This window comes from Leucobacter fengyongliangi (assembly GCF_050971685.1).
In the GTDB taxonomy this organism is placed as follows: domain Bacteria; phylum Actinomycetota; class Actinomycetes; order Actinomycetales; family Microbacteriaceae; genus Leucobacter.
Genome location: NZ_JBPCEU010000001.1, coordinates 86473 through 112732 on the forward strand (window position 1 = coordinate 86473; position 26260 = coordinate 112732).

26 protein-coding genes are annotated in these 26260 nt (G+C 62.8%); 11 read left to right on the forward strand and 15 right to left on the reverse strand.

The features are described from left to right. Positions 1-24: 24 nt before the first annotated feature. Entirely contained in the window at positions 25-672 is a 648-nt protein-coding gene (locus tag ACR0R4_RS00360; RefSeq protein ID WP_433645336.1) for a TetR/AcrR family transcriptional regulator, read from the forward strand. 23 nt (positions 673-695) lie between these two features. Then, positions 696-1286: a dCTP deaminase gene (gene dcd / locus ACR0R4_RS00365; protein WP_433645337.1), complete on the forward strand. Its 591-nt coding sequence runs from the start codon at positions 696-698 to the stop codon at positions 1284-1286. A 142-nt stretch (positions 1287-1428) separates the two neighbouring features. On the opposite strand, the gene ACR0R4_RS00370 is transcribed toward dcd, so the two are convergent. The 8 genes from ACR0R4_RS00370 to rpmB all read right to left on the reverse strand — a co-directional run bounded on the left by ACR0R4_RS00370 (position 1429) and on the right by rpmB (position 7616). Continuing rightward, positions 1429-2184 carry an ABC transporter ATP-binding protein gene (locus ACR0R4_RS00370; RefSeq protein ID WP_433645338.1) on the reverse strand — a complete coding sequence of 252 codons (756 nt, stop codon included), beginning with the start codon at positions 2182-2184 and terminating at the stop codon, positions 1429-1431. After that, the gene (locus ACR0R4_RS00375) at positions 2181-3008 is read right to left on the reverse strand and encodes an ABC transporter permease (RefSeq protein WP_433645339.1); all 828 of its coding nucleotides are present in this window, start codon (positions 3006-3008) and stop codon (positions 2181-2183) included. The genes ACR0R4_RS00370 and ACR0R4_RS00375 overlap by 4 nt, the downstream gene beginning before the upstream one ends. Positions 3009-3027: 19 nt before the next feature. Further along, positions 3028-4041, reverse strand: coding sequence for an aliphatic sulfonate ABC transporter substrate-binding protein (locus ACR0R4_RS00380; protein WP_433645340.1), 1014 nt, complete (start codon positions 4039-4041; stop codon positions 3028-3030). Between the two features lie 112 nt (positions 4042-4153). After that, on the reverse strand, positions 4154-6148 hold the full coding sequence (locus ACR0R4_RS00385) for a bifunctional copper resistance protein CopD/cytochrome c oxidase assembly protein (RefSeq protein WP_433645341.1): 1995 nt from the start codon (positions 6146-6148) through the stop codon (positions 4154-4156). Positions 6149-6339: 191 nt separating this feature from the next. Then, positions 6340-6618, reverse strand: a complete 279-nt coding sequence (locus ACR0R4_RS00390; protein ID WP_433645342.1) for an HU family DNA-binding protein — start codon at positions 6616-6618, stop codon at positions 6340-6342. 286 nt (positions 6619-6904) lie between these two features. Beyond that, complete coding sequence (rpsN, locus tag ACR0R4_RS00395) at positions 6905-7210, reverse strand: 30S ribosomal protein S14 (protein WP_433645343.1); 306 nt, start codon at positions 7208-7210, stop codon at positions 6905-6907. Between the two features lie 2 nt (positions 7211-7212). After that, positions 7213-7380 (reverse strand): 50S ribosomal protein L33, encoded by a 168-nt coding sequence (gene rpmG, locus ACR0R4_RS00400; RefSeq protein WP_433645344.1) that lies wholly within the window; start codon positions 7378-7380, stop codon positions 7213-7215. After that, entirely contained in the window at positions 7380-7616 is a 237-nt protein-coding gene (gene rpmB, locus ACR0R4_RS00405; RefSeq protein WP_433645345.1) for a 50S ribosomal protein L28, read from the reverse strand. The genes rpmG and rpmB overlap by 1 nt, the downstream gene beginning before the upstream one ends. Before the next feature lie 234 nt (positions 7617-7850). Between rpmB and ACR0R4_RS00410 the strand changes: the two genes are divergently transcribed. Next, complete coding sequence (locus ACR0R4_RS00410) at positions 7851-8630, forward strand: SGNH/GDSL hydrolase family protein (RefSeq protein ID WP_433645346.1); 780 nt, start codon at positions 7851-7853, stop codon at positions 8628-8630. Between the two features lie 48 nt (positions 8631-8678). Here ACR0R4_RS00410 and ACR0R4_RS00415 read toward each other — a convergent pair whose 3' ends face one another. Next, positions 8679-9386, reverse strand: a complete 708-nt coding sequence (locus ACR0R4_RS00415) for a GntR family transcriptional regulator (protein ID WP_433645347.1) — start codon at positions 9384-9386, stop codon at positions 8679-8681. Between the two features lie 367 nt (positions 9387-9753). Between ACR0R4_RS00415 and ACR0R4_RS00420 the strand changes: the two genes are divergently transcribed. From ACR0R4_RS00420 to ACR0R4_RS00435, 4 genes are read left to right on the forward strand one after another with little or no spacing between them, the layout of a single operon-like run. Next, positions 9754-10515: an SDR family oxidoreductase gene (locus ACR0R4_RS00420; protein WP_433645348.1), complete on the forward strand. Its 762-nt coding sequence runs from the start codon at positions 9754-9756 to the stop codon at positions 10513-10515. Further along, on the forward strand, positions 10512-11795 hold the full coding sequence (lhgD, locus tag ACR0R4_RS00425; protein ID WP_433645349.1) for an L-2-hydroxyglutarate dehydrogenase: 1284 nt from the start codon (positions 10512-10514) through the stop codon (positions 11793-11795). The genes ACR0R4_RS00420 and lhgD overlap by 4 nt, the downstream gene beginning before the upstream one ends. 41 nt (positions 11796-11836) lie before the next feature. After that, entirely contained in the window at positions 11837-13021 is a 1185-nt protein-coding gene (locus tag ACR0R4_RS00430; protein WP_433645350.1) for an iron-containing alcohol dehydrogenase family protein, read from the forward strand. A 23-nt stretch (positions 13022-13044) separates the two neighbouring features. After that, complete coding sequence (locus tag ACR0R4_RS00435; protein ID WP_433645351.1) at positions 13045-14499, forward strand: aldehyde dehydrogenase family protein; 1455 nt, start codon at positions 13045-13047, stop codon at positions 14497-14499. Positions 14500-14545: 46 nt separating this feature from the next. Here the strand turns inward: ACR0R4_RS00435 and ACR0R4_RS00440 are convergent, their stop codons facing one another. The 5 genes from ACR0R4_RS00440 to ACR0R4_RS00460 all read right to left on the reverse strand — a co-directional run bounded on the left by ACR0R4_RS00440 (position 14546) and on the right by ACR0R4_RS00460 (position 20031). Further along, complete coding sequence (locus ACR0R4_RS00440; RefSeq protein WP_433645352.1) at positions 14546-15640, reverse strand: glycerol dehydrogenase; 1095 nt, start codon at positions 15638-15640, stop codon at positions 14546-14548. Then, the gene (locus ACR0R4_RS00445) at positions 15633-16454 is read right to left on the reverse strand and encodes an SDR family NAD(P)-dependent oxidoreductase (protein ID WP_433645353.1); all 822 of its coding nucleotides are present in this window, start codon (positions 16452-16454) and stop codon (positions 15633-15635) included. Before ACR0R4_RS00445 ends, ACR0R4_RS00440 begins: the two co-directional genes overlap by 8 nt. Position 16455: 1 nt before the next feature. Continuing rightward, complete coding sequence (locus ACR0R4_RS00450; protein WP_433645354.1) at positions 16456-17436, reverse strand: transketolase family protein; 981 nt, start codon at positions 17434-17436, stop codon at positions 16456-16458. Beyond that, entirely contained in the window at positions 17429-18259 is an 831-nt protein-coding gene (locus tag ACR0R4_RS00455; RefSeq protein WP_433645633.1) for a transketolase, read from the reverse strand. Before ACR0R4_RS00455 ends, ACR0R4_RS00450 begins: the two co-directional genes overlap by 8 nt. 134 nt (positions 18260-18393) lie before the next feature. Beyond that, positions 18394-20031: a flavin-containing monooxygenase gene (locus ACR0R4_RS00460; protein ID WP_433645355.1), complete on the reverse strand. Its 1638-nt coding sequence runs from the start codon at positions 20029-20031 to the stop codon at positions 18394-18396. Positions 20032-20427: 396 nt separating this feature from the next. On the opposite strand from ACR0R4_RS00460, the gene ACR0R4_RS00465 reads away from it, so the two are divergent. The 4 genes from ACR0R4_RS00465 to ACR0R4_RS00480 all read left to right on the forward strand — a co-directional run bounded on the left by ACR0R4_RS00465 (position 20428) and on the right by ACR0R4_RS00480 (position 25458). Next, on the forward strand, positions 20428-21627 hold the full coding sequence (locus tag ACR0R4_RS00465; RefSeq protein WP_433645356.1) for a thiolase family protein: 1200 nt from the start codon (positions 20428-20430) through the stop codon (positions 21625-21627). Further along, positions 21624-21974, forward strand: a complete 351-nt coding sequence (locus ACR0R4_RS00470; protein WP_433645357.1) for a Zn-ribbon domain-containing OB-fold protein — start codon at positions 21624-21626, stop codon at positions 21972-21974. The genes ACR0R4_RS00465 and ACR0R4_RS00470 overlap by 4 nt, the downstream gene beginning before the upstream one ends. Further along, entirely contained in the window at positions 21971-24091 is a 2121-nt protein-coding gene (locus ACR0R4_RS00475; RefSeq protein ID WP_433645358.1) for an acetate--CoA ligase family protein, read from the forward strand. Before ACR0R4_RS00470 ends, ACR0R4_RS00475 begins: the two co-directional genes overlap by 4 nt. 101 nt (positions 24092-24192) lie before the next feature. After that, positions 24193-25458, forward strand: coding sequence for an alkene reductase (locus ACR0R4_RS00480; protein ID WP_433645359.1), 1266 nt, complete (start codon positions 24193-24195; stop codon positions 25456-25458). Here ACR0R4_RS00480 and ACR0R4_RS00485 read toward each other — a convergent pair. Beyond that, on the reverse strand, positions 25397-26191 hold the full coding sequence (locus tag ACR0R4_RS00485) for an IclR family transcriptional regulator (RefSeq protein WP_433645360.1): 795 nt from the start codon (positions 26189-26191) through the stop codon (positions 25397-25399). The two genes, ACR0R4_RS00480 and ACR0R4_RS00485, sit on opposite strands and share 62 nt — an antisense overlap. Between the last annotated feature and the right edge of the window lie 69 nt (positions 26192-26260).

Consider the following 26260-nt stretch of genomic DNA (forward strand, 5'->3'; position numbering starts at 1 on the left):
GAGGCGACTGTGAAGGGGTACGTTGTGAAAGATATTGAGCCGAGCCCCCGCAGGCAACGCACGCGCCGCCGCCTGGTGGAGGCCGCGGCGGAGGTGTTCGTCGCAGAGGGCGTGCAGGCGACCTCGGTCGAGGCGGTCTGCACGCACGCCGGGTTCACCCGCGGCGCGTTCTACTCAAACTTCGACAGCAAGGAGCAGCTCTTCCTCGCGGTGCTAGCCGACCAGTACGAACGGCGAGCCGTGCGGCTGCAGGAGAATTCGACGCTACTTGCGCCGCTCCTCGGAAGCAACGAGGCGCCCATCACCCTCGACGCGACGACGAAGCTCATCGAAGAGTACTTCGCGCCGACCGGGGAGGAGCCCGCGTGGTTCGCCCTCGAGACCGAATTCCTGCTGCTTGCCATGCGCGACCCATCGATCGCGCCGGGCTATGTCGATTTCATGGAGCGCTTTCGCGGCCAGCTCGCGCAACTGGTCGAGCCGTTGCTCGCCGCAGCTGGGCGCCGCTTCACGTTGCCAGCGGATCACGCGGTCGCCGTACTCGGCGGGGTGCACGAGCGCGCTCTGACGATCACGGCGATCGCCGGGCCCGACGCGCCCGAGGGTCTCGGTGAACTCGGCTGGCGCCTCGCCGAACTACTCTTCGCGATCACTGAGCCGCTGCCCGCATAGCCGACACGTTCTAGACTGGTGCCGTGCTGCTTTCAGATCGCGACATCACTGCCGAGCTTGCCTCCGGCCGCATCAGCCTCTCGCCGACCGAACCCGAGATGGTGCAACCCTCGAGCATCGATGTGCGCCTCGACCGGTACTTTCGGCTGTTCGACAACCACAAATATGCCGTGATCGACCCCGCAGAAGACCAGCCCGACCTCACCCGGCTAATCGAGGTCGACCCCGCTGAGGGATTCATCCTGCACCCCGGAGAGTTCGTGCTCGGATCCACCTATGAGACGGTGAGCCTGCCCGACGACATCGCCGCGAGGCTCGAGGGTAAGAGTTCACTTGGCAGGCTGGGCCTCCTCACTCACTCGACCGCCGGCTTCATCGACCCGGGGTTCGAGGGGCACATCACGCTCGAGCTCTCGAACGTCGCGACTCTGCCGATCCGGCTGTGGCCGGGCATGAAGATCGGGCAGCTCTGCTTCTTCCGGCTTTCGTCACCGGCGGATCGCCCCTACGGCGCCGGCGCCACGTTCTCGCGGTATCTCGGGCAGCGGGGGCCGACGGCCTCCCGCTCCCACCTCAATTTCCACCGCGCAGATTTCTCAGAGGGAAACGCATAGCGTTTCCAGAAATCTGCGCTGGCGCTACAGCGCCAGTTTCTCAGAGAAGGACGCGTAGCGTTCATCGAAATCTGCGCTGGCACCACCGCCCGGGCTCAGCCACCAGCGAAGCAGCACACCCCCGGGTTCGGGGCCGCTCCGGTCACGCCCCGACAGTGTGAATAAGTCCCAGGATCTCCCGTGACCGTTCGCGAAATTCCGGCCGTTCGGCATCCTCCCGAGTTCGCGGGCGGTGGATCGGCACGTCGATCTCGCGCAGCACCCGACCCGGGCGGGGGCTCATCACGACCACACGATCACTGGTCAGCACCGCTTCGTCAATGTCGTGCGTCACGAGCAGCACGGTGAGCCGATGCCGCTCCCAGATCTCGATCAGCAGCTCCTGCATCGTGCGCCGGGTGAGCGCGTCGAGCGCACCGAATGGCTCGTCCATGAGCAACACCTCGGGGCCATACGAGAGCGACCTAGCGAGCGCGACGCGCTGCTGCATGCCACCCGATAGCTGCGCAGGGTAGGCCCCTTCGAAACCGTCGAGTCCAACGAGCCCGAGGAACTCCCGGGCGCGATCCGCCCGCTCTGCTTTGTTCAGCGATTCGCCCCGCAGTGCGAACTCGACGTTGCGCTGCACCGTGAGCCACGGCATCAGCGTGGCCTGCTGAAACACCACGCCTCGGTCGCGGCCCGGGCCGGTCACCTCTTCGCCGCCCACCAGGATCTGTCCGTCGGAGGCATCATCGAGACCGGCGATCACCGACAACAGCGTGGACTTGCCGCAGCCCGACGCGCCGACGATCGACACGAACTCGTTCTCTGCAACCTCGAGGTCCACCCCCTCGATCGCCGTCACGTCACCAAAGCGCTTGGTGAGTCCCTTGATTCGAATCTTTGGCGCGCTCATGCTCGACCCTCCTGGTAAGCAAACAGGCGGCGCCCGGAGGCCCGCATCGCCTGGTCAAGGATCAGGCCGAGAAGGCCGAGCACGAACACGTAGCCCAGGATCGTTTCGGTATCGAAATAGCGCTGCGCCACCGTGATCCGGTATCCCATGCCGCTCGATGCGGCAACGAGCTCGGCCACCACCAGCCAGGTCCACGCCCACCCGAGGGTGATCCGCAAGGCATCCCAGATGCGTGGCATCGCTGAGGGAACCACAATGCGAAAGAGGAGCGCCGTGCGGCCCATACCGAGGGTCTCACCCAGGCGGATCAGCCCCACCGGCGTCCGCCGCACCGCGTCGGCAACCATAAGCACCTGTTGGAAAAACGTGCCCATCCAGATGATGAGGAACTTCTGCGATTCGTCGATGCCGACCCACACGATGGTGAGCGGCACAAACGCTACCACCGGCATGTAGCGGATGAAATCCATGAGTGGCTCGAGCGCGGCTTCGACTCGCGCATTCACGCCCATCAACGTACCGATCGGGACGGCCATGGCCGTCGCCAGAAGGAAACCGACGACGATGCGCACCGAACTCGCACCGATGTCGCTCCACAGCTCACCCGTGGCTGCATGATCGATAAGCGCCTGGGCCACCGCGATCGGCCCAGGCAGAAACATAGGGTCGATGAGGCCCAGTGCGGCGACTACAGACCACAGCAACAGCAGCAGCGCAAACGTCGCGATGGCAGTCGTGACGTAGGAGCGGCGGGACAGTCGGTCGCCGATCCGGCGCCGGCGCCGGCGCACCGCAGGCTTCACCGCTGCTGTGGCTGTGGTCATTGTCTGAGTCTCGCTGAGACTATTTGCCGAGGAAGGAAGCGTCGATCGTCGATGCGGCATCGACCGATCCCGAGATCAGACCGATGCGAGCCGCGACCTTGGCGAGTGCCGGAAGCGTCTCTTCTAGGTAACTGCCGGCGAGGAGTTCCCGGTTCTCCTCGAGCGTGTAATAGTGCACACCGTCAAACGCGGTCGAGAGTTCCTCGGGCTTCGACCCAACGCCCGCGGCAATGATGGCGCGGCCTTCGTCGACGTTCTCGGTGGAGAACGTCACGGCATCGCCCCATGCAGCGAGGACTTCGCGCACCTCATCGGGGCGTTGTTGCAGCACCTCATTCCGCACCACCAGCACATCTGAGATGAGTCCCGGGTGATCCGCCGCGCTCTCGATCATCTGAATCCCGTCGCCGGCGGCGAGGGCCTCGCTTACGTAGGGCTCATAGGTCACCCCGGCATCAACCTGACCCGCGATCAGCATCGGCGCGACCGTGTCTGCGCCAGTGGGCACGACCGTGATGTCAGTGAAATCGAGACCCGCACCGGCGAGCGCCTCAGCCAGCAAGATTTCGCTGGTCGCACCCTCCTCGAACGCGACCCGCTTGCCCGCGAGGTCGGCGGTGGAGTCGATGCCCTCGCCCGAGAGAATCGCATCAGCGGTCGTGGCAGAGTCGAGCAGCATGACAATCGAAACGTCGAGACCCTCTTCAATGAACTGCAGCGCGGCCTGGCTTCCCACGTTCGCCATGTCCAGCCGGCCGGCCGCGAGCGCTGCGTTCACCTCAGCATCGGCGGCGAAACTCGAAATCTCGACCGCAACTCCGCGGTCGGCAAAGAACCCCTGATCCTCGGCGACATACCACTGGCCATACCCGAGCCACGGTTGGGTACCCATGCGAAACGCGGAGGTCGCTTCGGGGCCTTCAGTGGTGGCCGTATCGGTCGCGCCGTTCGAGGCGCAGCCGGTGAGGGCGAGCGCGGCGGCGGCGAGGATGCTCGCAGTCGAAGCGAGCATGGTGGGGCGGCGTCGAGTCACGTTTTGATCCGTTTCCCCGCGCAGGCGCGGTGAGAGTGTCGGCAGCAGGAGATCGCCCACAGGGCGGCCAAAGATATATTCTAGCCCGCTCTTGGTACGCGTGCCTCGGGGCTTATACGCGACGAGTGCGCGCGTCGCGCCTGGCCTGCGCAGACAGCATCTCGTTGTAGGCGTTCAGCTCGGCATCGCCCGAGCGATCCGCCGCACGATCCTTCCGCTTCTGCACCTTGTCGTCGTTGAGCGACCACTGCACCGCGACGATCAGCGCGAGCGCGAGCGTCGGCAACTCGCCAATGCCCCAGGCGATCCCGCCGCCGAGGTTCTGATCCTCAAGCGGGGTGGCACCCCAGGTGCGACCCATCGCGCCAAACCAGTCCGCGAGCATGAGCGCATTACCCGTCATAATCGTCACTCCGAAGAACGCGTGGGATGCCATGGTTGCGAAGAGGGTGACAATTCGCATCGGGTACGGGAAGCGGTACGGCACCGGGTCGATACCGATCATCGAGAGCGAGAACAGGTACCCCGAAATGAGGAAGTGCACGATCATCCACTGGTGACCGAGGTGCGTCTCCATCGTCCAGCGGAAGATGGGCGAAAAATAGAACACCCACAGCGAGCCGGCGAACACGACGGCTGCCACCGCCGGGTGCGTGATGACCTTCGAGTACGGGGTCTGCACCGCCCACATGATCCACTCGCGGCCACCCCACGAGCCATCTGTGCGTTTGCGCGTCGCGCGCAAGGCCAACGTAATCGGGGCCCCGAGCACGAGGGCCAACGGAATCAGCATCGTGAGCAGCATGTGCGCGAGCATGTGCACGCTGAACAGGTAGGCCTCGTAGGCGTTGAACGGGCCGTTGGTTGTGTAGAAAAGGATCGCAAGCCCGGCGACCCAGGCGATGGAGCGACCGATCGGCCACTTGTCACCACGGCGGGCGAGGCGGATCGCGCTGGCCACATAGAGCATCACGCCGAACGCGCACACGAGCGCCCACAGGAGGTCGAATTTCCATTCGGTGAGGTAGCTCATCGGGGTGAGTTCGGGTGGCAGTGGATCGCCCGTGAGCCACTCGGCTGGCGAAACATCAATCGCACCGGTGGCCCGCGCCGATTCGAGCGACACCGGCGTCGCCGTGCGGCCGAGCGCACCCGCGAGGCCACTCGCGAGCCCCATGAAAGCGAGTTCTGCGACCACGAACCAGGCGAAGACCCTCGTACCCGAGGGCCCAGCGATGCGGCCGATGAGGCGCTGCCGCCACAGCACCCCGAAAACTCCGAGCACCACAAGGGCGCCGACCTTCAGCAGTACGATCTGACCGTAGCCCGTTCCGAAAAGGTCGGCGGTCGAACCGATCCGCAGCCACGCACTGACCACTCCGGAGGCGGCGACACCGATGAAGGCGAGGAGCGCAAGTGTTGAGTAGCGGGCGACGAGCGTCGCGAGGCGAGCGCGATCCACCGTCTTCGCGAGAAACACCAGCGTGATGAGGCCACCGAGCCAGACCGACGCACCCACCAGGTGCACGAGCAGGGAGTTAACTGCCTGAGCATGCCCCGAGGCTCCCGCCGCGTGGCCCTGCTGTGCAAGCGGGATCGTCGTGGCGAGCGCCGCGACGAGGGTGAGCAGCGCCCAGCGGCGGTCGCGCACCGCGAAACACAGCACGGTGGTCGCTGCCGCCAACAACAGTTGGATCAGCCACAACTGGCCGAGCTCAATCTCGGTGACGAACTGCGCGAGCCCGGCACCAAATGTCTCGTCGCCCGAAAAGGCAAGCCCCGAGACATCAACATAGGTGAAGATGAGCGTGGCGGCACTCGCCACCGTGAGCACGGCCGCACTACCCGCGGCGAGGTCGAGCGCGAGCCGCCCCTCGGGCTTATCGGCAGACAGGGCCCAGACTGCCATCACGAGGGAGCCGATGAGACCCGCCACGCTGATGTTCACCAGCGTGCGGGCCATGGGCAAGCCGAATCTCACGACCGCACCGGGGTCGGCCAGAGTACGCTCGGCAGCCGCACCGCCGATTGCGAGGGCCACAAGCAGTGCGGCGAGTGTCGCGGCGAGTAGCACGGCGGGCGCGAGAATGCGCAGGGATCGAGGCATGATTCCTCAAGCCTACGCCCCCGGTACCTCAGGAACGGCGTGCGGTCTCGCCCCTCGAGTGGACAAGACCGCACGCTTCACGAGCCCGAAGCCCTGCGATGTCGTCCACCCCAGCGCTGCCCCGTGCCCAAAACCGCGAATCCCCCGGTCGCCCATGCGGGCCCCGGGGGATTCGAAGAAGTGTGTGAGACCTACTTGACTGCAGCCTTCAGCTTGCTGCCAACCGAGACCTTCACGCGCTTGCCAGCGGCGATCTCAATGGTCTCACCGGTGCGCGGGTTGCGGCCGGTACGAGCAGCGGTGGTTGCGGTCTCGAACGAGAGCCAACCGGGGATCGAAACCTTGCCGCCGTCAGCAACGGTCTCAGCAACGGCGGCGAACAGGCCGTCGAGAACTGCGGAAACGGCAGCCTGGCTCTGGCCAGTTTCAGCGGCAACCTTTGCGACGAGCTCAGTCTTGTTCAGTGACATGTTGTGTCCTCCCAGGGGGCCCGGACGAGCCTGCCCCTGAATTCCAGTTGAACCCCGCAAAACGGGGCCGATCGGGTGATCGCGTACGAATCTACCCCAGAATTGAGCGAATGTGGCGGAATTACGCGGATTTTCATAGATTCCCGTGGCAAATTTCGCTCACAGCGACCGCCGCGCCGGAGAAAACAAGAACGGGCGCGGACCCCGGAGGATCCACGCCCGTTCTGAAGCGCTACTTACCGACTCACCTGACCGCTTGCGCGCCCAGATGCACTCGGTCGAGCTGCTACCAGCTCGACTTCGTGATGCCGGGCAGTTCGCCGCGGTGCGCCATGTCGCGGAAGCGAACACGGCTCACGCCGAACTTCGACAGCACACCACGGGGGCGGCCGTCAATGACGTCGCGTCCACGCACGCGCACTGGCGACGCGTTGCGGGGCAGCTTCTGCAGACCCACGCGAGCGGCCTCGCGGCTCTCGTCGGTGCCGTTGGGGTCAACCAAGGCCTTCTTCAGTTCCAGGCGCTTCTCCGCGTAGCGGGCAACGATAACCTGGCGCTGCTTGTTCTTCGCGATCATGCTCTTCTTGGCCATGATTAACGCTCCTCTCGGAACTCAACGTGCTTACGAATAACCGGATCGTACTTCTTGAGCACGATACGGTCGGGAGTGTTGCGACGGTTCTTTTTGGTCACATAGGTGTAACCGGTTCCAGCCGTCGAACGGAGCTTGATGATCGGACGGACATCCTGCTGCTTAGCCATTAGATCTTCACCCCACGCTTCTGCAGATCTGCGACCACGGACTCAATGCCGCGGGCATCGATCATCTTGATGCCCTTCACCGACAGGGTGAGGGTCACCTTGCGGCCCAGCGAGGCCACGTAGTAGGTCTTCTTCTGAATGTTCGGATCGAACCGACGCTTGGTGCGACGGTGCGAGTGTGAAATGCTGTGACCAAAGCCGGGAACGGCTCCAGTCACCTGGCACACTGCTGCCATGGTGATTCCTCTCATACCGTGAGACCGGACGGCCTCACCCAAGATTTCTTGTCTGCGTGGATCGCCTGTTCAGTTCCGACTCACGTCGAATCCGCAGCGCTGCTTCCACACGGTCTGCGCAATGGGACTTTGCACAGCCAAAGACCTACTCTATCACGAGTTTCGGGCGCGCTGACGTGGGGGTGGATCGGCGACCCGCCTGGACTCTGCACGCCCGGGGCGTAGGCTGAGGGCGTGGCAGACGCAGAACCCCGGGCAGCAATCAGGTACGTCGCGATCGGCGACAGCTTCACCGAGGGTGTCGGTGACGAGTTGCCGGGTGGGCGCGTGCGCGGGTGGGCCGATCTCGTAGCCCAGGGCCTCGCGGATGCGACCGGCGAGCCGATCCAGTATGCGAACTTCGCGATTCGTGGCAGGCTGCTCGCCCGGATTATCGGCGAGCAACTCGAGGCGGCGCTCGAGCTGGAGCCCACGCTCGTGAGTTTCAACGGCGGCGGTAACGACATGCTGCGCCCGGGCACCGACGTGCCGTGGATCGTCGCCGAGACCGAGCGCGCGCTGATCCGTATCCGTGAGGCGGGCGCCGAACCGCTGCTGCTCGCCGGCGCAAATCCGACCATCGGCATCCCGCGCGGCGCCCAGGTCAAGGTAAAGGGCGATCAGATGACCCGGGCGGCGGGCGTCCTCGCCGAGGCCCTCGGCATTCGCTTCTGCGACAACTGGAGCGACCCGGTGCTCGCGCGCCGCGAATACTGGTCGCACGACCGCCTCCACCTCGCACCCGTCGGTCACGCGCGAGTCGCCGCAAATGTGCTCCGCACGCTCGGGTATGCAAACCCGACTGACTGGATCCTCGACGCCGACCCGATCCCGACCCCCACTCGTCGCGAGGACCTTCGCTACGCTCGCGAGCACGTACTGCCCTGGATCAAGCGCCGCCTTACCGGCCGCTCGAGTGGCGACGGTCGCACCGCGAAGTTCCCGACGTGGGAATGGATCGAGCCCCGCTCCTAGGGTGAAGCGCTCTGGCACGTTTGGCACGACGCCACCACCCACGGCTCTCTATCTCTTGAGGTTCTGTGCAGTGCCATCCACCTCGTCGAGCGTCGCAAGCAAATCGTCTCGAGTGCGTTCGATGTGGTGCTTCACTATCGCTGCGGCAACATCTCCGTTTCCATCCCGAATAGCTTGTATGAGTAGGCGGTGATCGGAATAGGCGTGCTGGAAGCTGCGATCCGAACGAACTAGGGCATATCTGCGACGATAGTGCTGAGTTGTGTTCCAGAACCGCTCCACCAACTGAGTGATCAGCGGGTACTGAGCACCCTGATAGCTCATGAGGTGAAATTCGCGGTCGGTGGCGAGGAACTCCTCGATGTCGGTCGATGACTCCATCCGAGCCGCAAGCTCTTCAAGCTCGAGGATGTGCTCCTCAGTAAGCTGAGAGATGCTCTGGGATATTGCCAGCGGCTCGACCGCAATTCTCAACGTGTAGATCTGTTCCAGTTCAAATCGGTCCACCGACGCCACACGAGCGCCGCGACGCGGTTGGATGATAACGAGGCCCTCGGCCTCAAGCGTGCGGAGCGCCTCGCGCACAGGGATCCTACTGAGCTGAAAGCGCTCGGCAATCTCTTCCTGGCGAATCCACTCACCGTGTGAAAACTCACCTCCGAGGATCAGTTCGCGCAATTCATTGACCACGTTGAGGCGAGCGACCTGACGAGGCTCCTCGCGAACCGTGGGCACAGTGGCGGGTGTGGATCCCATCGTTCACGCGTTCCTTCCCTGCTCGGATCGTGCGTGCTCTGATCGTGCACCGTACTCGCGGTGCACTTGCGTAACACTGGCACCATGTTGTCTTTGCCATGATCTCGGCATGGCAACGGTTCAGAGTATTGCACACTTGCAGCATTCATCGGCGAGAACCGATGTCATTTCGGATCCAAAAATGCTGCACATTCGGGCCCGAATGTCAGCAAAACAGCACTTTTTGCCTGACGCAACCGTGATACGAAGTTGTTTTGGATCCAGATTAATGCCAGACTGTCGACGTCGAAGCAAACGTCGAACAATCGAAATGCGCGCGCGGATGCAGAAGTTTCCCGTCGCGCAGAGCATGAAGGAGTGCGGGCGCATGAGCACCTCAGCGGAGCAGCCACTCAGCAGTAAGCGGGTCCTTGTCACCGGCGGAAGCCGTGGTCTCGGTCGCGGCATCGCAGAGGCGATGACGGCCGCAGGAGCGCGGGTCGCGATCGCGGCACGGACACCGGAGCAGGTCGATCGTACCGCGCAGGAAATCGAAGGGGTCTCGGGTCATGTGTTCGACATCGCCGATTACGCGCGGATTCCCGAGCTACTCGCGGAGGTCGAAGAGGAGCTCGGGGGCCCGATCACGAGCGTCGTCCATTCCGCCGGCGTGCAGCACCGGCAGCCAGCTGAGGAGTTCGATCTCGACGCGTTTCGCAAGGTCATCGAGGTGAACCTGATCGCACCATTCGCGCTCACCCAGGCCATCGCCAGCCGTCAGCTCGAACTGGAGATCGGGGGAGAGCACGTCTTCATCGGGTCGCTCACGAGCTTCATCTCTATGCCTGGTATCCCCGCATACGGAGCAGCGAAGTCGGGCGTGTATGGTCTCGTGCGCAGTCTCAGTTCGGAGTGGGCGAGTCGGGGGATCCGAGTGAATGGCATCGCGCCGGGCTACATCCGAACGGAGCTGACCGAGGCAGTCTTTGCAAACGAGGACTGGCAGCGCGTCAACCTCGCGCGGATCCCCCAGGGCAGATTCGGCGAAGCCGCCGACATCGGGGGTGCTGCCGTGTTTCTCGTCTCCCCGGCAGCAGGCCACATCACCGGCCACATGCTCCCGGTCGACGGTGGGTGGCTCGCCGCATGAGCCCCACACGCGCCCACTCCGACTTGCACCCCCGATCAAACCCGGCGTCACTCCCCGAGTACGACGTCGCCATCATCGGGTGCGGCATCGTGGGCCTCGCGGTGGGCACTGAATTGCTGCGCCGCCAGCCCGGCCTCCGGCTGCTGATGCTCGAGAAGGAGTCCGAGGTCGCCGCTCACCAGACCAGTCACAACTCCGGCGTGATCCACAGTGGTGTGTACTACGCGCCGGGCTCGCTGAAGGCGAAACTCTGCGTCGAGGGCGCGGCACTCACCTACGAGTACTGCGATCAGAAGGGCATTCCGTATGATCGCTGCGGCAAGCTCATCGTGGCGCGTACCGACGAGGAGGTGCCTCGCCTCGAAGAGTTGTTCCGGCGGGCAAGCGTGAACGGCGTCGTAGGTGTCCGTTGGCTCGAGGCATCCGAGATCCCCGAGATCGAACCGAACTGCGTCGGGGTGGCCGCGGTACACTCACCAAACACCGGAATCGTTGACTACCGTGAAATTTCACTTTCCCTCGCGGGTGACCTGCGGGCCTCTGGCGCGGACATTCGATTGTCGTCGAAAGTAGATCGACTCACGCGAAGGGAGGATCGAACGGTCGTCGAGCTCGCCGCAGGCGAGCAAATGGCTGTCGGATACGCCATCGCTTGTGCGGGATTATGGTCCGACCAGCTCGCCGAGGCATCGGGGTCGATGGCGGATCCGCAAATTCTCCCGTTCCGTGGCGCATACCTGCATCTCGATTTACAAGGGAAGGATCCTCGAGACGTGGTTCGCGGCATGGTGTACCCGGTGCCCAATCCGAATCTCCCTTTTCTTGGCGTGCACATCACCCGTCACGTCGACGGCAACGTCTCCCTCGGGCCAACCGCGATGATCTCGCTCGCGCGCAACGGGTATGGTACGTGGAGCTTCAACCTGGCAGATGTCTGGTCGATCGCTACCTGGCCCGGAAGCTGGAGAGTGCTCCGCGGATTCTGGAAAACAGCCCTCTCAGAGCTCCGTTTCCGGATGAGCCGAAAGACCTTCGTTGCGGCATGCGCCGAGTTCATGCCGAGCCTTGCCGGCGTGCGCCTGAAAAAACATGCCAGCGCTGGTGTTCGAGCGCAAGCAGTGTCGCGCGATGGTCGGATGGCCGATGACTTCATCATCTCTAAAGAAGACGGCATCGCCCACATTCGGAACGCGCCTTCGCCCGCAGCAACATCTGCGTTCGCGATTTCCCGCTACATCGCAGACGAACTCGAACCACACCTCACGGCTCAGGCCAGCTAACCAAGCCGCGGCGCAAGGCACCAGGAAGGACCCTCCTCGAAATGTTTGAAGATATCGGCAGATTTCTTGCCCCTCGAGAAATGATCTCAACAACCGGCGGTGCCGATCGATTGATCACCGCTCTCTCCGCTTGGGGGGTCGAATCGGGCTGCGTTGTCATCGTCTGCGACCGCCTCGTCGACGAACTCGGACACACACGTCCGTATCTTGACGCACTCACGGCACACGGCTTCTCGGTCGAGGTCTTCAATGAGATCGCTGGGGAGCCCACGGTGGAGATGATTGACGCTGGGATCAGCTGGGCACGTCGCCACCGGGCCGACCTCGTAATCGGCATCGGGGGTGGGAGCGCGCTCGACACGGCCAAGCTTGTCGCCTATTCGGTGGCGTCTGGTACCAGCATCGAGGAGCTCAAAGGCGAGGTGCCGAGCGTCGCCGGATTCCCGCCGCTCGTGCTAATTCCCACGACTACTGGCACCGGTTCTGAAGCGACCAGGGTCGCGATGTACTCCCGTGGCGACCTCAAGGTCGCGGTCGTATGCAATCAGTTCCTTCCTCTCATCGCGCTCCTCGATGCCGCAATGGTCGAGCATCTGCCGGCTTCGGTGGTCGCCGCCACAAGCCTCGATGCGCTCTCGCACGGCATCGAGTCCATGTTGTCGACGAACCGCAACCACCTCACGAAGACTCTCGGCACGACTGCAGCCCGCACCGTGATCCGCGCCCTTCCTGTGGCGTTCCACAGTGGATCAACCGAAGCTCGTGGCGAGTTGCTGTATGCCTCATACCTCGGCGGGCTCTCGCTCAACGCTGCGGTAGTGGTCGGACACAGCCTCAGCTACGCGATCGCTTCCAGGCAGCATCTCTCGCACGGGGCCGGGTGCGCACTCGCGCTCCCATTCTGCCTGGCCTTCAATCATGAGGCCGACCCGGCACTCGGGCAAGAGATCTCCTCACGCGTGATCGGTGAACCGAGTACGACACTTCGAGAACTCGCCCACGTGGTGAAAACGCTGACCGCGACCGTCGGGCTCCCGACAAGTCTGAGCGAGGTGGGTCTCCCGGTCGACTCGGAGGCCGAGGTCGCCCGCGAGATCGTGAGTTCGTTCCCGCGCGCCAACAACCCGGTCCCACTAAGCGAGGCCGCGCTGGTCACCCTGCTCGGCCACATGCGCACCGGCGACGTCGACGGCGCATTCACCAGCACCTACACAGCAACTCGCTGATCCCCACCCAAGGAGCACTTGCCATGTCAACAGCCATCGAACAGTCACCCGCATACGTCGCCGGAAAGTGGGTCACCTCCCCCGATCGCATCGAGGTTGTGAATCCCGCAACAGGTTTGGTCATCGGCGCGGTACCGCGTCTCGGCCCAGAGTTCGCCGCGCGTGCGTTAGACGCACTCGCTTCCGGTGCGACTGCGTGGTCGACCACCGGGATCCTTGATCGCGGGTTTGCGCTACAGCGGGTCGCTCGATTAATTCGAGACGAAGCCGGCGACCTCGCGAAGCTCATCGTGAGCGAGAACGGCAAGACACTCGCGGAGGCCTCCGGTGAGGTGGAGAAATCAGCGCAGTTCTTCGAGTACTACGGCGGGATGAGCCGTAATCCCTACGGGTACCTGCTCGCCGACGGACGTCCGGGCACGCATGCCGAGGCGCGCTATGAAGCGGTCGGCACAGTGCTCGTCATCACTCCGTGGAATGATCCGCTCCTCACCCCCGCACGCAAGCTCGCACCCGCACTCTTCGCCGGCAACGCAGTAATCTTCAAGCCTGCCTCAGAGACGCCGCTGATCGCCCTGGCACTCACGCGAATTCTGCTCGCTGCTGGACTCCCCAGTACCGCTATCAGCGCGTTGACGGGCAAAGGTGGCGAGATTGTGGATCCCCTCCTTGAGGCGGGCCATGGCCTGAACGCAGTGTCCTTCACTGGGAGCACCGCGGTGGGCTTGCGCATTCAGCGCGCTCTCGCCGGATCGAACGTGCGGGTGCAGACCGAGATGGGTGGCAAGAATGCCGTCGTAGTGATGGCCGACGCCGACCTCGAGCTCGCGGTGCCGACAGTGATCGCCGGCGCGTTCGGGCAGTCGGGTCAGCGTTGCACGGCAACCAGCCGGATCCTCGTAGCCCGAGAGATCGAGGAGCCGTTCACTACGAAACTTGCAAACGCGGTGTCTGCCCTCCGCGTGGGCGACGGCCTCGATGCCGAAACCCAGGTCGGTCCACTCGTGTCGGCCGGACAACGCGATACCGTCGTCGGGTTCGTCGAGCGCGCGGAGCAGGCTGGCGGGGTGATCCGCGCCCAGGGCATTGTCGCAGACGGCCTCCGACATGCGGGATTCTTCGTCAGCCCCACACTCCTCACGAACGTGTCGAATAGTGCTGAGCTCTGGACCGATGAAGTCTTCGGACCGGTCATCGCCACGCGCACATTCGAGACGCTCGACGAGGCCATCGGGCAGGTCAACGCGTCAACGTATGGTCTTTCTGCGGCGATCTTTACCGAGAGCCTTGCAAGCTCGACGAAGTTCACGAATCAGGTCAACGCAGGTCAGGTCTCGGTGAATCTTCCGACGAGCGGCTGGGACATTCACCACCCGTTCGGGGGGTTCAAAGACTCCGGCTCGGGCTACAAGGAGCAGGGTACCGAGGTGCTCAACTTCTACACCCGGGTGAAGACGGTCGCGGTCCGGGCGCAATGAAATAGGTTACCGATCGCGCCCGAATGGGCGTCTCGACCCGCACCGGCTACCCAAATCGGCGCTCGACGCGCAGGATCGCGTCCGTGAGCGACCCTGCGTCGACCGGTGCCGGGAAGTTCACAATGTGTGGCGCAGTCAGCGCAGCTGACACGATGGTGTCGAGCACCGAGCCCGTTGGTTCACACCCGAGCGCATGCAACGAGTCGGGGAGCCCGATGGAGCGGAGGAACTCGGCGTGGTCATCGAGAACTTCATCCGCCTCGGCGGCGAGCGCAAGCTGCACGAGCAGCCCATATGCAACGTGTTCCCCATGCAGGTGTGCGGAGGTCTCTGAAACTGCCATAAGACCCCGCGTGACCGCGTGCGCGATCGAAAGCCCGCCGTTCTCAAATGCCAACCCCGAAAGCAGGATGACGGCTTCGAGGGTGTGCTCGTAATCTTCGTTGAGTTCTCCGCGCTTCGCGGCAGCCGTCGCCGCAGGTCCATGCGTTCGGAGCACGTCGTAGGCGCCATCCGCAATCAGCCTGGCGACCTGCAAGCTCCGAGTGCCCTGCGGAGTCAGTCCTTCCGCCAACCGGCACGCCTCAGCCTCGAATCGCTTCGAGATCGCATCGCCGATGCCGGCCGCCAAGAACTTCGCGGGAGCGTCGAAAATCACCTCTGAGTCGACCACCACGAGCGCCGGGTTGCTATCCATCGGCACCACCTCTGCGAGACGGTGATCGTCATCGTAGACCGCAATCACCCGGCTCGCCGGGCTGTCGTTACTCGCAATCGTTGGCACTGTCACGATCGGGATGCTCAGACTTCGGGAGACTCCCTTCGCGATGTCGATAGCTTTTCCTCCGCCAACGCCAACGATAAAACCCGGATCAAATGCCTTGACCCGCGCAGCGAGTGCGGCAATGCGCGCCGGCGTGACCTCGCCCTCGATGGGAGTGATTTTGCTCGTCACTGATGCATCGGCGAGCGAGCGCTCAATCCGCACTCCGAGACGTGGGAGCATAAAAGCATCGATAAGGACGACTGCGCGGTTACCCAGATGTCCCGCATACTGGCCGAGCGCATCAAGCGCCCCTGGACCCTGCACATATCGAGAGGCCGAGCTGAACACTCGCAGCTCGGCGCTCTGGTCAGTCATCTTCGCCCACCGAGTGCGTGCCGAAGACACCGGGATACGCGTCTGCCGGGGCACCGTGCGCCATATAGGCGCCGTCGACCGGAAGAATGGCACCACTGATGAACCCCGCCCGATCCGAAGCGAGAAAGGTGAGGGCTTCGGCCACGTCGGAACTCGTGCCCATGCGACCGGTAGGTGATCGTCGCACCACGGTGTCGAGATCGAGCTTGCCCTCACGCATCAATCGTTCGGTCATTGGGGTGAGAATATAGCCGGGCGCAACCGCGTTAACGCGAATTCCGTATGGCCCCCACTCAGATGCCAGGACTCGGGTGAGCATCCCCACCCCTGCCTTCGAAGCGCTGTATGCGCTGCGTTGCGGAAGCCCGATGACTCCCGCGATGGAGCTGAGATTGAGGATCACGCCTCCGCCGTGGTCACGCATGTGGGCCGCGACCGCCTGGCTCGCCAGGTAGGTGCCGGTGAGGTTGATGTCGATGATCCGCTGCCACGTAGCGAACGATTCGTTAATCGTCGGGCTGGCGCCCTGACCAATGCCCGCACTATTGACCAGAATGTCGATGCGTCCCGCATGCGAGATCGCGCCCTTCACCGTCTCTTCGACGCCCTCGGGCTTCGACAGGTCGCCGACGGCCATTGAGTGATCCCCGCCGCCCAGCATTTCCAGCGTTTCTTCGAGTCCCGCGACGTTGATGTCGGCGGCGACGATACGGGCGCCTTCTGACGCCATCGTGAGCGCGGTTTCCCGACCAAGCCCGCTCCCGGCTCCCGTGACGAGTGCCGCTCGCCCGCACAGCAGCTGAGACTCGCGCATTTCAGGCACCCGTAATCACCGCCCTCGTGATGCGCTCTTGATCGAGACCGTACTTCGCCTCGATGTAGGCCTGTGAACCGCACTCATGGAAGACGTTCTGAATGCCAATTCGGATCATCGGCCGGTGCACCCCAGTCTCGTAGAGCGCCTCGGTGACGAGGGTGGCCAAGCCTCCGGTCATCTGGTGGTTCTCGGCGACCACGAGTCGATCCACGCTCCGGGCAAATTCAACGACCGCCTCGGAATCGAACGGCTTGATCGTCGGCACGTGGAGGACACCGACAGACAGTCCATGCTCGGTCGCAAGATCGGCGGAACGGAGGGCGCGCTCCGTCATCGTGCCAGTACTGATGACGCCAACATCGCTCCCCGAACGAAGCCGCTTCGCCTTGCCCACATCGAAGGTGTAGGTATCGGGGTCGAGCACGACGGGCACCTTTCCCCTCAGCGAGCGAACGTACACAGTCCCAGGAATATCCGCCACCGCGGCCGTCACCTGAGCAAGCTCGGTGGCGTCGCACGGATCAATGATCGTAATATTCGGGATCAGCCGAAGGATCGACAAATCGTCGGTGGCCTGGTGGGTCGCGCCATATGGGTTTGTCAACCCGGGCATGCCGCCAAAAATCTTCACGTCGGCATTGCTGTGCGCGCAGGCGATCTGCAGAAAGTCCAGAGCGCGCCGAGTCACGAAGACAGAGTAAGTAGTGCAATAGGCCACCTTGCCGGTCTTCGCGATGCCAGCCGCGACCATCAGCAAATCCTGCTCCGCCATGCCAACGTTGAAGAAGCGCTCCGGATACATGTCACGAAACTCGTTCATGTCGCTGAAGCGACCCATGTCTGCCGTCAATGCGACCACCTCTGGGCGTTCGGCTCCGAGCTTCAGGAGCGCCTTCGCAAACGGGGCCATCTCGTAGGGACCCTCGACATCGAGGATCTCACCCATTGCACCGGCTCGATTGGACATCTGACTAGACATAGTTCTCCTCCAGCTCAGCGTGCAGCTTGTCCCATTCGTCCTGGCCCACACGAACAAAGTGCGCCCGTTCGCGGCGCTCAAGCGTCGGGATGCCCTTACCGGGCGTGGTACGCAGAATGATGGCCTTCGGACGACCATTCGCTTCACGCAAGCGATCGAATGCGGCCACGATCTCTGCGATGCTATTTCCGTCTACCTCGATGGTCTCCCAGCCGAACGCGGTCCACTTGTCAGCAACTGGCTCGATGTTAATGACCATCGGTCCGTCGGCCTGGATTCCGTTGCAGTCGACGATCGCAATCAGACGATCAAGCTTGAAATTTGAGGCAACCATTGCTGATTCCCACACGGAGCCTTCCTGGAGTTCACCGTCTGACAGCTCGCAGATGACACGCGCATCGTTCGCGTCGAGGCGATTGCCCAGGGCCATGCCCACGGCCTGACCCAAACCGTGTCCGAGCGAGCCACCGGTAATTTCCACACCCGGAACGTCGTCGAAGGTGCTCAGCGCAAGTTCGCTCCCGTTCAGCCCAAATCGGTCGAGCTGATCCTCGGGCAGATACCCAGCGCGATAAAGCGCAGCATAGAGCGCAATTGAATAATGACCAGTCGACAACACAAAACGGTCGCGATCTGGCCATTCGGGATTCTGGGGGTCATAGACAAGCTCGCGGTTGAAGACGACTGCCAGCATGTCGGCAATGCCCAAGCCTTGCGCGATGTAGCCTTCGCCCTTGTCGGAAGCCATGCGCATCATTGTTCTGCGCAGTTCCATTGCGTGCCCCCGGAGCTCTGCAGGACCTAGGTCTCGTGCCGGCCCCATGGGATTTCGTGTGTCGAACTTCGTTTCAGATGTCACGTGGTTGCCCACCTTTCCTCAGTTTCTCGCATCGCCATTGGTGCGGATCGACGAAGCGGAGGGCGCATCTACACGCGCCCTCCGGTTCGTCACTCGGGTTATACCGCCGCCGGTTCCTTCCGCTCAATGCGGAAGTGCTCGCTGAAATTCGAGGCCTTGTCTGCGTCGGTGATTGCCGCGTACGCGTCCATCCCCCCCATGAAGAAGTAGTTCACCACGGGCTTTCCGGGAACGTTGGCGCCGTTGATCCAGGAGTTCACCTTCGGGAACAGGGTGGCCGCGGCACCTTCGTCACACGTAACCATCCACTGATTCTCAGCCTCAGCGGTCGGTTCGATCGTGGCCGCACCCGACTCGAGCGTGTATTTAATGGCGTCTGCGATCCAGTTGATCTGGAACTCATGCACGGGAGGCTGGTTCGTGAACGGGCCCATGGGTCCGTAGACCATGAACAGATTGGGGAACCCGTTGATGGTCATGCCCAAGTAGGACTTCGTGCGTTCCTTCCACTTGTCGCGGAGCTCAAGCCCATCGCGGCCCTCGTGGTGGATCCGGAGCTGGTTACCGGAGACCGCGTCGAATCCGGTGGCGAGTACGATCACGTCGACCTCGTACTCGGTGTCGCCTACCTTCACCCCGTTCTCTGTGAACTCGGTGATGGGAGTCTCCTTGACGTCCACCAGGGTGACGTTGTCGCGGTTAAAGCTCTCGTAGTAGTTGTCGCAGCACAACGGACGCCGAGCATAAATTTCAGACGGGATCAGCTTCTCCGCAAGGGCAGGATCCTTCACCGTTTCACGAATCTTCTTCTCAATGACATCGGTCGCGGCCTTGTTGGCAACCATGCTGGTTCCGACGTCGTTGAATGCCCGGAACATGTACTGGAAGCCGCCGCCATCGTTGTAGACCTCTTCGAACCGCTTGTGTCGCTCGTCCTCAGAGACGGACTCCGCGGAGATCTGGCTCTCGTCAAAACCAAACGAGGTCGTGGAGTGGATCACGCTGTGGTGGTAGCCCTCGTAGTCGTCGTGAATACGCTTTGTGAGCTCCGGGTCAATCGGCCGGTGCTTCGAGGGAACCACCCACTGAGGAGTGCGCTGAAATACCGTCAGGTGGTCGACCACCGGAGCGAGTTCGCTAATGACCTGGATGCCGCTGGAACCCGTGCCGATGACCGCGACGCGCTTTCCGCTCAGGTCTACGTCCTCGTGGGGCCAACGAGCGGTGTGATAGATCTGGCCCTTGAAGCTCTCCTGGCCCTTGAACTCCGGAACGTTGGTTGCAGAGAGGAGTCCGACGGCCTCGATGAGGAACCGTGCGGCGAAGGTCTGGCCGCGGTCAGTAGAGATGATCCAGCGGCTCGATTCTTCGTCCCACACGGCACTCTCTACCTGAGTATTGAACTGGTAACTGCGGCGCAGGTCATACCGGTCTGCCACGTGATTGAGGTATGCGCGAATCTCGGTGTGACGCGGGTATCGTTCGCTCCACTCCCACGACTCGTACAGATCGCGATCGAAGAAGTAGCAGTACACGTTGACCTCAGTGTCTGATCGAGCGCCCGGGTATCGATTCCAATACCACGTGCCACCAACGCCACCGGCGTTATCGAGCCCCTGAACGCTCAGACCCATCTCGTTTCGCAGCTTATGAACCGAATAGAGTCCGGCGAATCCCGAACCGATAACGACTGCGTCGATTTCTGTGGCGTTTGTCCGTTCGGCGACGTTGCTCATGTTCGGACCGTCCTTTCAATATCCATCTCATTCACGCTTGACGGCGTCAAGCGTTCGGTACACACACGGCAGTATCTGCCCGTGCAAACAGTGTGTGGTGCGCGCGCTCTTCACGGTTGTCCCATTTCGCGACGTTTTCCATGAGCCGCATCTGGGAGGCCGCAAAGGTCAGAGAAACACAGTGGAAAACGCTGATCCTTCACCCATGCCCGCAGGTAAGCGCGGAACAAGGCATCTTGACGCAGGCGAACACGTTGCAATTTGGGACAGCCAGGTGACACCGATTCCGTGAACACTGGGGTTCGCAGGGTAGAGAGTTCTGACCAGACGTCAATGGCGACCGGTGAGCTCCCCTTCGGCTACCCGCCGTTTCGCAATCGGAGGAACCGAGTAACTATGAATGACACAGCCCAGAGGTTCCCGGAAACCGCACACATCACTGGCATCGGGCTCACGCCCTTCGGCAAGAACCTCGGAATGAGCGCGCTCGAACTCCAGGGGGTTGCCTCGTTCGCCGCGCTCGATGACGCCGGCATCACCGCGAGAGATCTCGATACCGTTATTGCCGGCTATGCCACCACAATCCAACACCTGATGCCCGCGAACCTCCTTGCCGAGTACATCGGAGCGAAACCCAACAAGGCGTTCGGGATGTCGATTGGCGGCGCGACTGGGATCGGGATGGTGGCAGAAGCGGCACGCCTTGTTCGGCGCGGGGAAGCGGAGACGGTTCTCGTCGTCGGCGGAGAGAACCGTTCCAGCGGCCAAAGCCGTGACACGGCCATTTCCACGCTCGCACAGGTCGGCCATTCGACGCACGAGGTTGCCCTTGGAGCCAACATTCCGGCCTACTACGCGCTCCTCGCCTCCGAATACCTGCATCGACACGGTCGAGCTCGTGAGGATTTCGCGCATCTTGCGGTGCAGATGCGCGGTCACGCGAGCACTCACCCGGGAGCCCAATTCACGAAGCCGAGCACAGTTGCGGATGTGCTGGCTGCGCCCGCCGTCGCGGAACCACTCGGGCTGCTTGACTGCTGTCCCGTCTCTGACGGCGGCGCGGCGTTCGTGATCTCGAATCGTACCGACAGTGGCCGAGGGGTCGCAATTACCGGCACGGGTCAGGCGAATCGCCACCAGCACATCAGCGAGGCAGACTTTCGCGACTTCGGCGCTCGGGAAAGCTCCCAACAGGCCCTCGACGAGGCCGGCATCGGTCTTTCTGACATCGACGTGCTCGGGGTCTACGACAGCTTCACCGTGACGCTCGCCATTCTCCTGGAAGAGATCGGTTTCGCTGCACCTGGTACGGCGGGCGAAATGGCGAAGGCTGGTGAATTCTCGGCATGCGGGCGCTACCCCCTGAACCTGCACGGTGGCCTCCTGTCCTATGGCCACTCCGGCGTGGCCGGTGGAATGGCGCACCTCGTCGAGGTAGTCACCCAGATCCGGGGGGAGGCAGGTGCGCGGCAGCTGGTGGATCGCCCTCGCCGGGGCTTCCTGCACGCCGACGGCGGTGTGCTCTCGGCGCACGTTTCCCTCGTGGTCGACAGCGCCCCCGAATTTCAACAGCGAACGACGGAGGTCAGCGAATGATCGAACATGAGGACTGGAGCCGCGGAGAACCGCGCATTCTGGCTCAGAAGTGCGGCGCGGGCCATGCCTGGTATCTTCCGCGCCTCAGATGTCCGAAATGCGGCGGCGAGGCGACTTCCTTTGAACCGGGCAAGAGCGGAACGATCGTCGCGCTGACCAAGTTGCACCGACGAACCGATAGCGCACCCGAGGTCGTACAGATCGCCCTCGTAGATCTTGATGACGGTGTTCGGCTGATGACACGCGCTTCCGGCCCAGTAACGGTGGGCTCGCGCGTTGCGGTGTCGGTCGCGGAAATCGGACCAAGTCAAACTCTCCTGCCAAACTGTGAGGTGCTCTCAGCATGAAATCCCTTTCCGCCTTCCACACTCCCAGGTCTGTTGCGATCATCGGCGCGTCAAACGATCCGGAAAAGATTGGTGGCCGCCCGATCCGCTATATGCGTGAGTTCGGTTTCACGGGTGCCATCTACCCCGTCAACCCCGGTCGCGCAGAAGTGCAGGGACTCGCGGCGTACCCTTCGATCAGAGATCTCCCGGAGGTCCCCGAAGTCGTCATCGTCGCGGTTGCGGGTGCGAACGCGGTCGAGCAGGTCATCATGTGTGCTGAAATCGGGGTGTCGGGCTGCATCGTGATGGCTTCCGGCTTCGGTGAAACCGGCGACGCGGAAGGACTCGAGGCGCAGGAACGGATGCTCTCGGCGGCCCGGAAGAGCGGAATGCGCATCGTGGGCCCGAACTCCCAGGGCCTCGCCAACTTCGCCAACGGAGCAGTGTTGGGGTTTTCGACACTGTTCACCGAGCAGCCTCCTCTCGATGGGCCCGTCGCCATCATCAGCCAGAGTGGTGCGATGTGTTCAGTTCCGTACGGCATGCTGCGCGAGGCCGGCATTGGGGTGCGGTACGCCCACGGCACCGGCAACGACATCGATGTCTCGGCGGCTGAGCTCGCCCTCGACATCGTGGCGGATCCCGATATTCAGCTGTTGCTCTTGTACCTCGAGGATCTGAAGGATCCAGATTCCTTGGCACTTCTTGCCGAGGCTGCGCGAAAACGGGATCTCCCGGTGATTGCGTTGAAGGGTGGTCGAAGCGAGGCGGGGCAGCGCGCCGCCGCATCACATACCGGAGCGCTTGCTAACGAAGAACGGGTGGTCGACGCTTTTCTCAAGAAGCACGGGATCTGGCGGGCCAACAGCACTCGTGAATTGGTGTCGGCGACGCAGTTGTATTTGCGTGCCCGCGTGCCTCACGGAGACCGCATCGCCATCGTCAGCAATTCAGGTGCTGTGTGCGTGCTGACCGCGGATGCGGTCGACGACCACGGCCTAAAGCTGGCCGAGTTCGCGCCGGCAACTCGCGGTGCGCTCGGCGAGGTACTTCCTGCCTTCGCCGCAATTGACAATCCCATCGATGTCACTGCGGCTCTCTTGACCGATAGCTCGTTGTTCGGCAAGGTGCTTCCTATCGTCGGGGCAGACAAAGCGGTTCACGCCTGCATCATCGGGATCCCTGTGGCCGGCCGCGGATACGATGTCGATCGGTTTGCCGACAACATTGAGACGTTCGAACGCGACTCCGGTATGCCGATCGTCTTGGTGGTTCCGCAGAACAACATTGCCGAGGTGTTCCGCAAGCGCGGTCTGGTGGTGTTCGCGGACGAAGCCACGGCGGTGCAAGCGCTCGCGCAGTTCCTGCACCACCATCAGCTGATGGCGCGGTCAGCAGGTGCACAGCACGTACCCTACACACCGGTGACCGGGCATCGATCTGAAACAGTCACGCTCAATGAGGCTGAAAGTCTCGAGGTTCTCCAGCAGATCGGGATTCCAGTGGCGCAGCACGTGCTGGTTCAGGATCCACAGGATGCGGCGGCGGCAGTCGCACAGCTTGGCGACGGTCGCGTCGTCGTGAAGGGCTGCACCTCGGACACCACGCACAAGTCCGATTTGGGATTGGTCCGTGTAGGCGTCGATGGCCCCGATGAGGTTGCGGCAGTTGTGCGCGAGATGTTCGCGATCATGGAGCACCATGGTCTGCGAAATGAGGGTGCCATCATCTCCCAATTGGTGAAGGGAGTGCACGAGGGAATGCTCGGTGGGCACGTCGACCCATTGTTTGGCCCAGTCGTGCTCCTGGGTGCGGGAGGGGTGTATGTCGAAGCGATGCCCGATGCGACTGTGCTCATCCCACCGTTCACCGTCGACGACGCGCTGGACGCTATCGGTCAGCTTCGCATCGCCGCCGTGCTCGACGGGGTGCGAGGCGAGGCTCCCGTCGATGTCGAGGCGTGGGCACAGGCGGCGGTGCGTCTCGGTGACGCGCTCGTGTCCGATGGCTCCCGCATTGAGTCGCTCGATATCAATCCCCTCATGCTGCTTGAGCGGGACGGGGCGTTGCAGCCGACCGTGCAAGCGGTCGACGGCGTGGTGATCCTCCGGGAGGCCCCCGCCGGGGCGAAGTAGAGGTCAGCTGAAATACAGACGCAAGGGAGCCGGCATATCCACATCCGGCTCCCTGAGTTGTATCCCCGCACTTGCGGAAACGTGGAATAACAGGAGGAACAATGAAGCTCTTCACACCCGTCACCCTCGGCTCCTTCGAGCTCAAGAATCGCGTCATCATGGCACCTCTGACCAGGCGCAGAGCCGGGGCGGACGCGGTTCCCTCCCCCTCCGCGCGCCTGTACTACGAGCAGCGCGCAGGCGCGGGCCTTATCGTCAGCGAGGGAACGTGCATCTCGGCGGAGGGCATTGGTGATCGCCGACTCCCCGGGCTGTGGACTGCCGAGCAGATCGCCGCGTGGCGCGAAATTACCCAGGCGGTGCACGTTCGTGGTGGCAAGATTATCGCTCAGCTGTGGCACACGGGCCGCGCATCTCACCCTCTTCTGCAGCCAGATGGTGCCCCTGCAGTCGCTCCGTCTGCGATAGCGATTGAGGGAGATCGCGAGCTCGATGGAGAGATGATTCCATCCGCGGTTCCTCGTGCGCTTGAGACCGAGGAGATTCAGCGGGTGGTTGCAGATTACGCCCGGGCGGCAAAAAACGCCATCACCGCAGGATTCGACGGCATCGAGCTCCATGGTGCCAACGGCTATCTCATCGATGAGTTTCTGCAGGACGGCACGAACCAGCGCACCGACCAGTACGGCGGTTCAATCCAGAACCGGATCCGGTTCCTTCGGGAGGTTCTCGACGCGACGACGGAAGCCATCGGTGCGGATCGCGTCGCCCTCCGCCTTTCGCCATCGAGCATGTTCCAGAGCATGCACGATTCCGATCCCTACGAGCTCTGGGCACAGGTGCTATCTGCGGTGTCAGAGTACGACTTGGCGTTCCTGCACCTCGTGGAGCCAGGCATCTCGGGCTCAGAGTCGCACCGCAGCCACGCAGAAGGTATCGACTCGGCGTGGGTGCGAGAGTGCTTCTCCGGTCGCCTGGTCGCCGCAGGCCGTTACGACCGTCAGAGCGCAGAGGCGGCGCTCGAGTCCGGGCGTCTCGATGCCGTGGCGTTCGGCCGGCCGTTCCTCCCCAATCCAGATCTGGTCACCCGCTTTGAGCAAGACGCACCGCTTCGACCGCTTGACCGCGACACTCGCTACACCGCGTTTGACGAAGGCTACATCGATGAACCTTCCTACAAGGCCGAACAGTATCTGGCCAGCTTGCTGGATGGTTCGCTCACCCCGGAAACGCTTCGCGCAGAAACCGGGGCCGGAGAATGGTCGAACCGGATCCCGTTCGAACAGTGGGAGGCATCGTGGGCTCTCAAGCGATTCCAGGTGCTCCAGGAGTCGAGCGAGGCGGGAGGGGAACCTGCTCACGCCTAGCGTCATCCGGCAGTGCGGCACATTCTCTGATTGCTGCGAGATAGGCGGCTTCATTCTCTCGGAAGCGGTCGATCGGTGCGGTTAAGGATAGTGCCGCACGCACTTCGCCGTCGATGAAGATCGGGGCAGCGAGCGAGTGGACGCCGATCTGCAGTTGTTCGCGGTCGATCGCGACCCCGGTTTCGCGGATCTGCTGCAGCACCGCCTCGAGCTCTTCGCGGCTGCGCACCGTATTGGGCGTAACCGCTGCGTAATCACAGCTAGCAAGTACCCAGTCCCGATCCTCACCACCTGCGTAAGCGAGCATCACTCGTGCACCCACTCTCGCATGGATATTCTCCGAGTAGCCCACCACGAGACCCTCTACACGCACCGCCTGGTTTCCCTCCACTGCGGCAATGACGGAAATCCGATCTCCGCGCCACGCAGTGAGATAGCAGGATTCCCCCGTGCGCCTCGCGAATTCATGTAGCGCTACGCGCAATTTGGTCGGCGGGCGTAGTTGCCGAATCGCACGTTCTGCGATCCGCTCAGCAGCCGGTCCGAGCTCGTATTGCCGTGCCGCATCTTTTTTCAGGAGACCCGTTTGAACCAGGGTATTCAACATGTGATGAGTTGTTGGCGCAGTGAGGCCGAACTTCTCGGAGATTTCACTCGCCTGCACTCGGGGGTGATCCGCGACATACAGGAACACGCGGGCGGCCCGTTCGACGGACTGAATGGTAGTGGCCATGATGTTCTCCTTGACAGCGAGCACGAATACTTTCATACTATCAACGCTAGAGGCAGTTCACTTTCAGGA

Bases quoted from the DNA above. Each gene is read 5' to 3' on its own strand.
- ACR0R4_RS00370 (WP_433645338.1), bottom strand. From the start codon at position 2,184: ATGAGCGCGCCAAAGATTCGAATCAAGGGACTCACCAAGCGCTTTGGT.
- ACR0R4_RS00375 (WP_433645339.1), bottom strand. From the start codon at position 3,008: ATGACCACAGCCACAGCAGCGGTGAAGCCTGCGGTGCGCCGGCGCCGG.
- ACR0R4_RS00385 (WP_433645341.1), bottom strand. From the start codon at position 6,148: ATGCCTCGATCCCTGCGCATTCTCGCGCCCGCCGTGCTACTCGCCGCG.
- ACR0R4_RS00390 (WP_433645342.1), bottom strand. From the start codon at position 6,618: ATGTCACTGAACAAGACTGAGCTCGTCGCAAAGGTTGCCGCTGAAACT.
- rpsN (WP_433645343.1), bottom strand. From the start codon at position 7,210: ATGGCCAAGAAGAGCATGATCGCGAAGAACAAGCAGCGCCAGGTTATC.
- rpmG (WP_433645344.1), bottom strand. From the start codon at position 7,380: ATGGCTAAGCAGCAGGATGTCCGTCCGATCATCAAGCTCCGTTCGACG.
- rpmB (WP_433645345.1), bottom strand. From the start codon at position 7,616: ATGGCAGCAGTGTGCCAGGTGACTGGAGCCGTTCCCGGCTTTGGTCAC.
- ACR0R4_RS00415 (WP_433645347.1), bottom strand. From the start codon at position 9,386: ATGGGATCCACACCCGCCACTGTGCCCACGGTTCGCGAGGAGCCTCGT.
- ACR0R4_RS00420 (WP_433645348.1), top strand. From the start codon at position 9,754: ATGAGCACCTCAGCGGAGCAGCCACTCAGCAGTAAGCGGGTCCTTGTC.
- lhgD (WP_433645349.1), top strand. From the start codon at position 10,512: ATGAGCCCCACACGCGCCCACTCCGACTTGCACCCCCGATCAAACCCG.
- ACR0R4_RS00430 (WP_433645350.1), top strand. From the start codon at position 11,837: ATGTTTGAAGATATCGGCAGATTTCTTGCCCCTCGAGAAATGATCTCA.
- ACR0R4_RS00435 (WP_433645351.1), top strand. From the start codon at position 13,045: ATGTCAACAGCCATCGAACAGTCACCCGCATACGTCGCCGGAAAGTGG.
- ACR0R4_RS00440 (WP_433645352.1), bottom strand. From the start codon at position 15,640: ATGACTGACCAGAGCGCCGAGCTGCGAGTGTTCAGCTCGGCCTCTCGA.
- ACR0R4_RS00445 (WP_433645353.1), bottom strand. From the start codon at position 16,454: ATGCGCGAGTCTCAGCTGCTGTGCGGGCGAGCGGCACTCGTCACGGGA.
- ACR0R4_RS00450 (WP_433645354.1), bottom strand. From the start codon at position 17,436: ATGTCTAGTCAGATGTCCAATCGAGCCGGTGCAATGGGTGAGATCCTC.
- ACR0R4_RS00455 (WP_433645633.1), bottom strand. From the start codon at position 18,259: ATGGGGCCGGCACGAGACCTAGGTCCTGCAGAGCTCCGGGGGCACGCA.
- ACR0R4_RS00460 (WP_433645355.1), bottom strand. From the start codon at position 20,031: ATGAGCAACGTCGCCGAACGGACAAACGCCACAGAAATCGACGCAGTC.
- ACR0R4_RS00465 (WP_433645356.1), top strand. From the start codon at position 20,428: ATGAATGACACAGCCCAGAGGTTCCCGGAAACCGCACACATCACTGGC.
- ACR0R4_RS00470 (WP_433645357.1), top strand. From the start codon at position 21,624: ATGATCGAACATGAGGACTGGAGCCGCGGAGAACCGCGCATTCTGGCT.
- ACR0R4_RS00475 (WP_433645358.1), top strand. From the start codon at position 21,971: ATGAAATCCCTTTCCGCCTTCCACACTCCCAGGTCTGTTGCGATCATC.
- ACR0R4_RS00480 (WP_433645359.1), top strand. From the start codon at position 24,193: ATGAAGCTCTTCACACCCGTCACCCTCGGCTCCTTCGAGCTCAAGAAT.
- ACR0R4_RS00485 (WP_433645360.1), bottom strand. From the start codon at position 26,191: ATGGCCACTACCATTCAGTCCGTCGAACGGGCCGCCCGCGTGTTCCTG.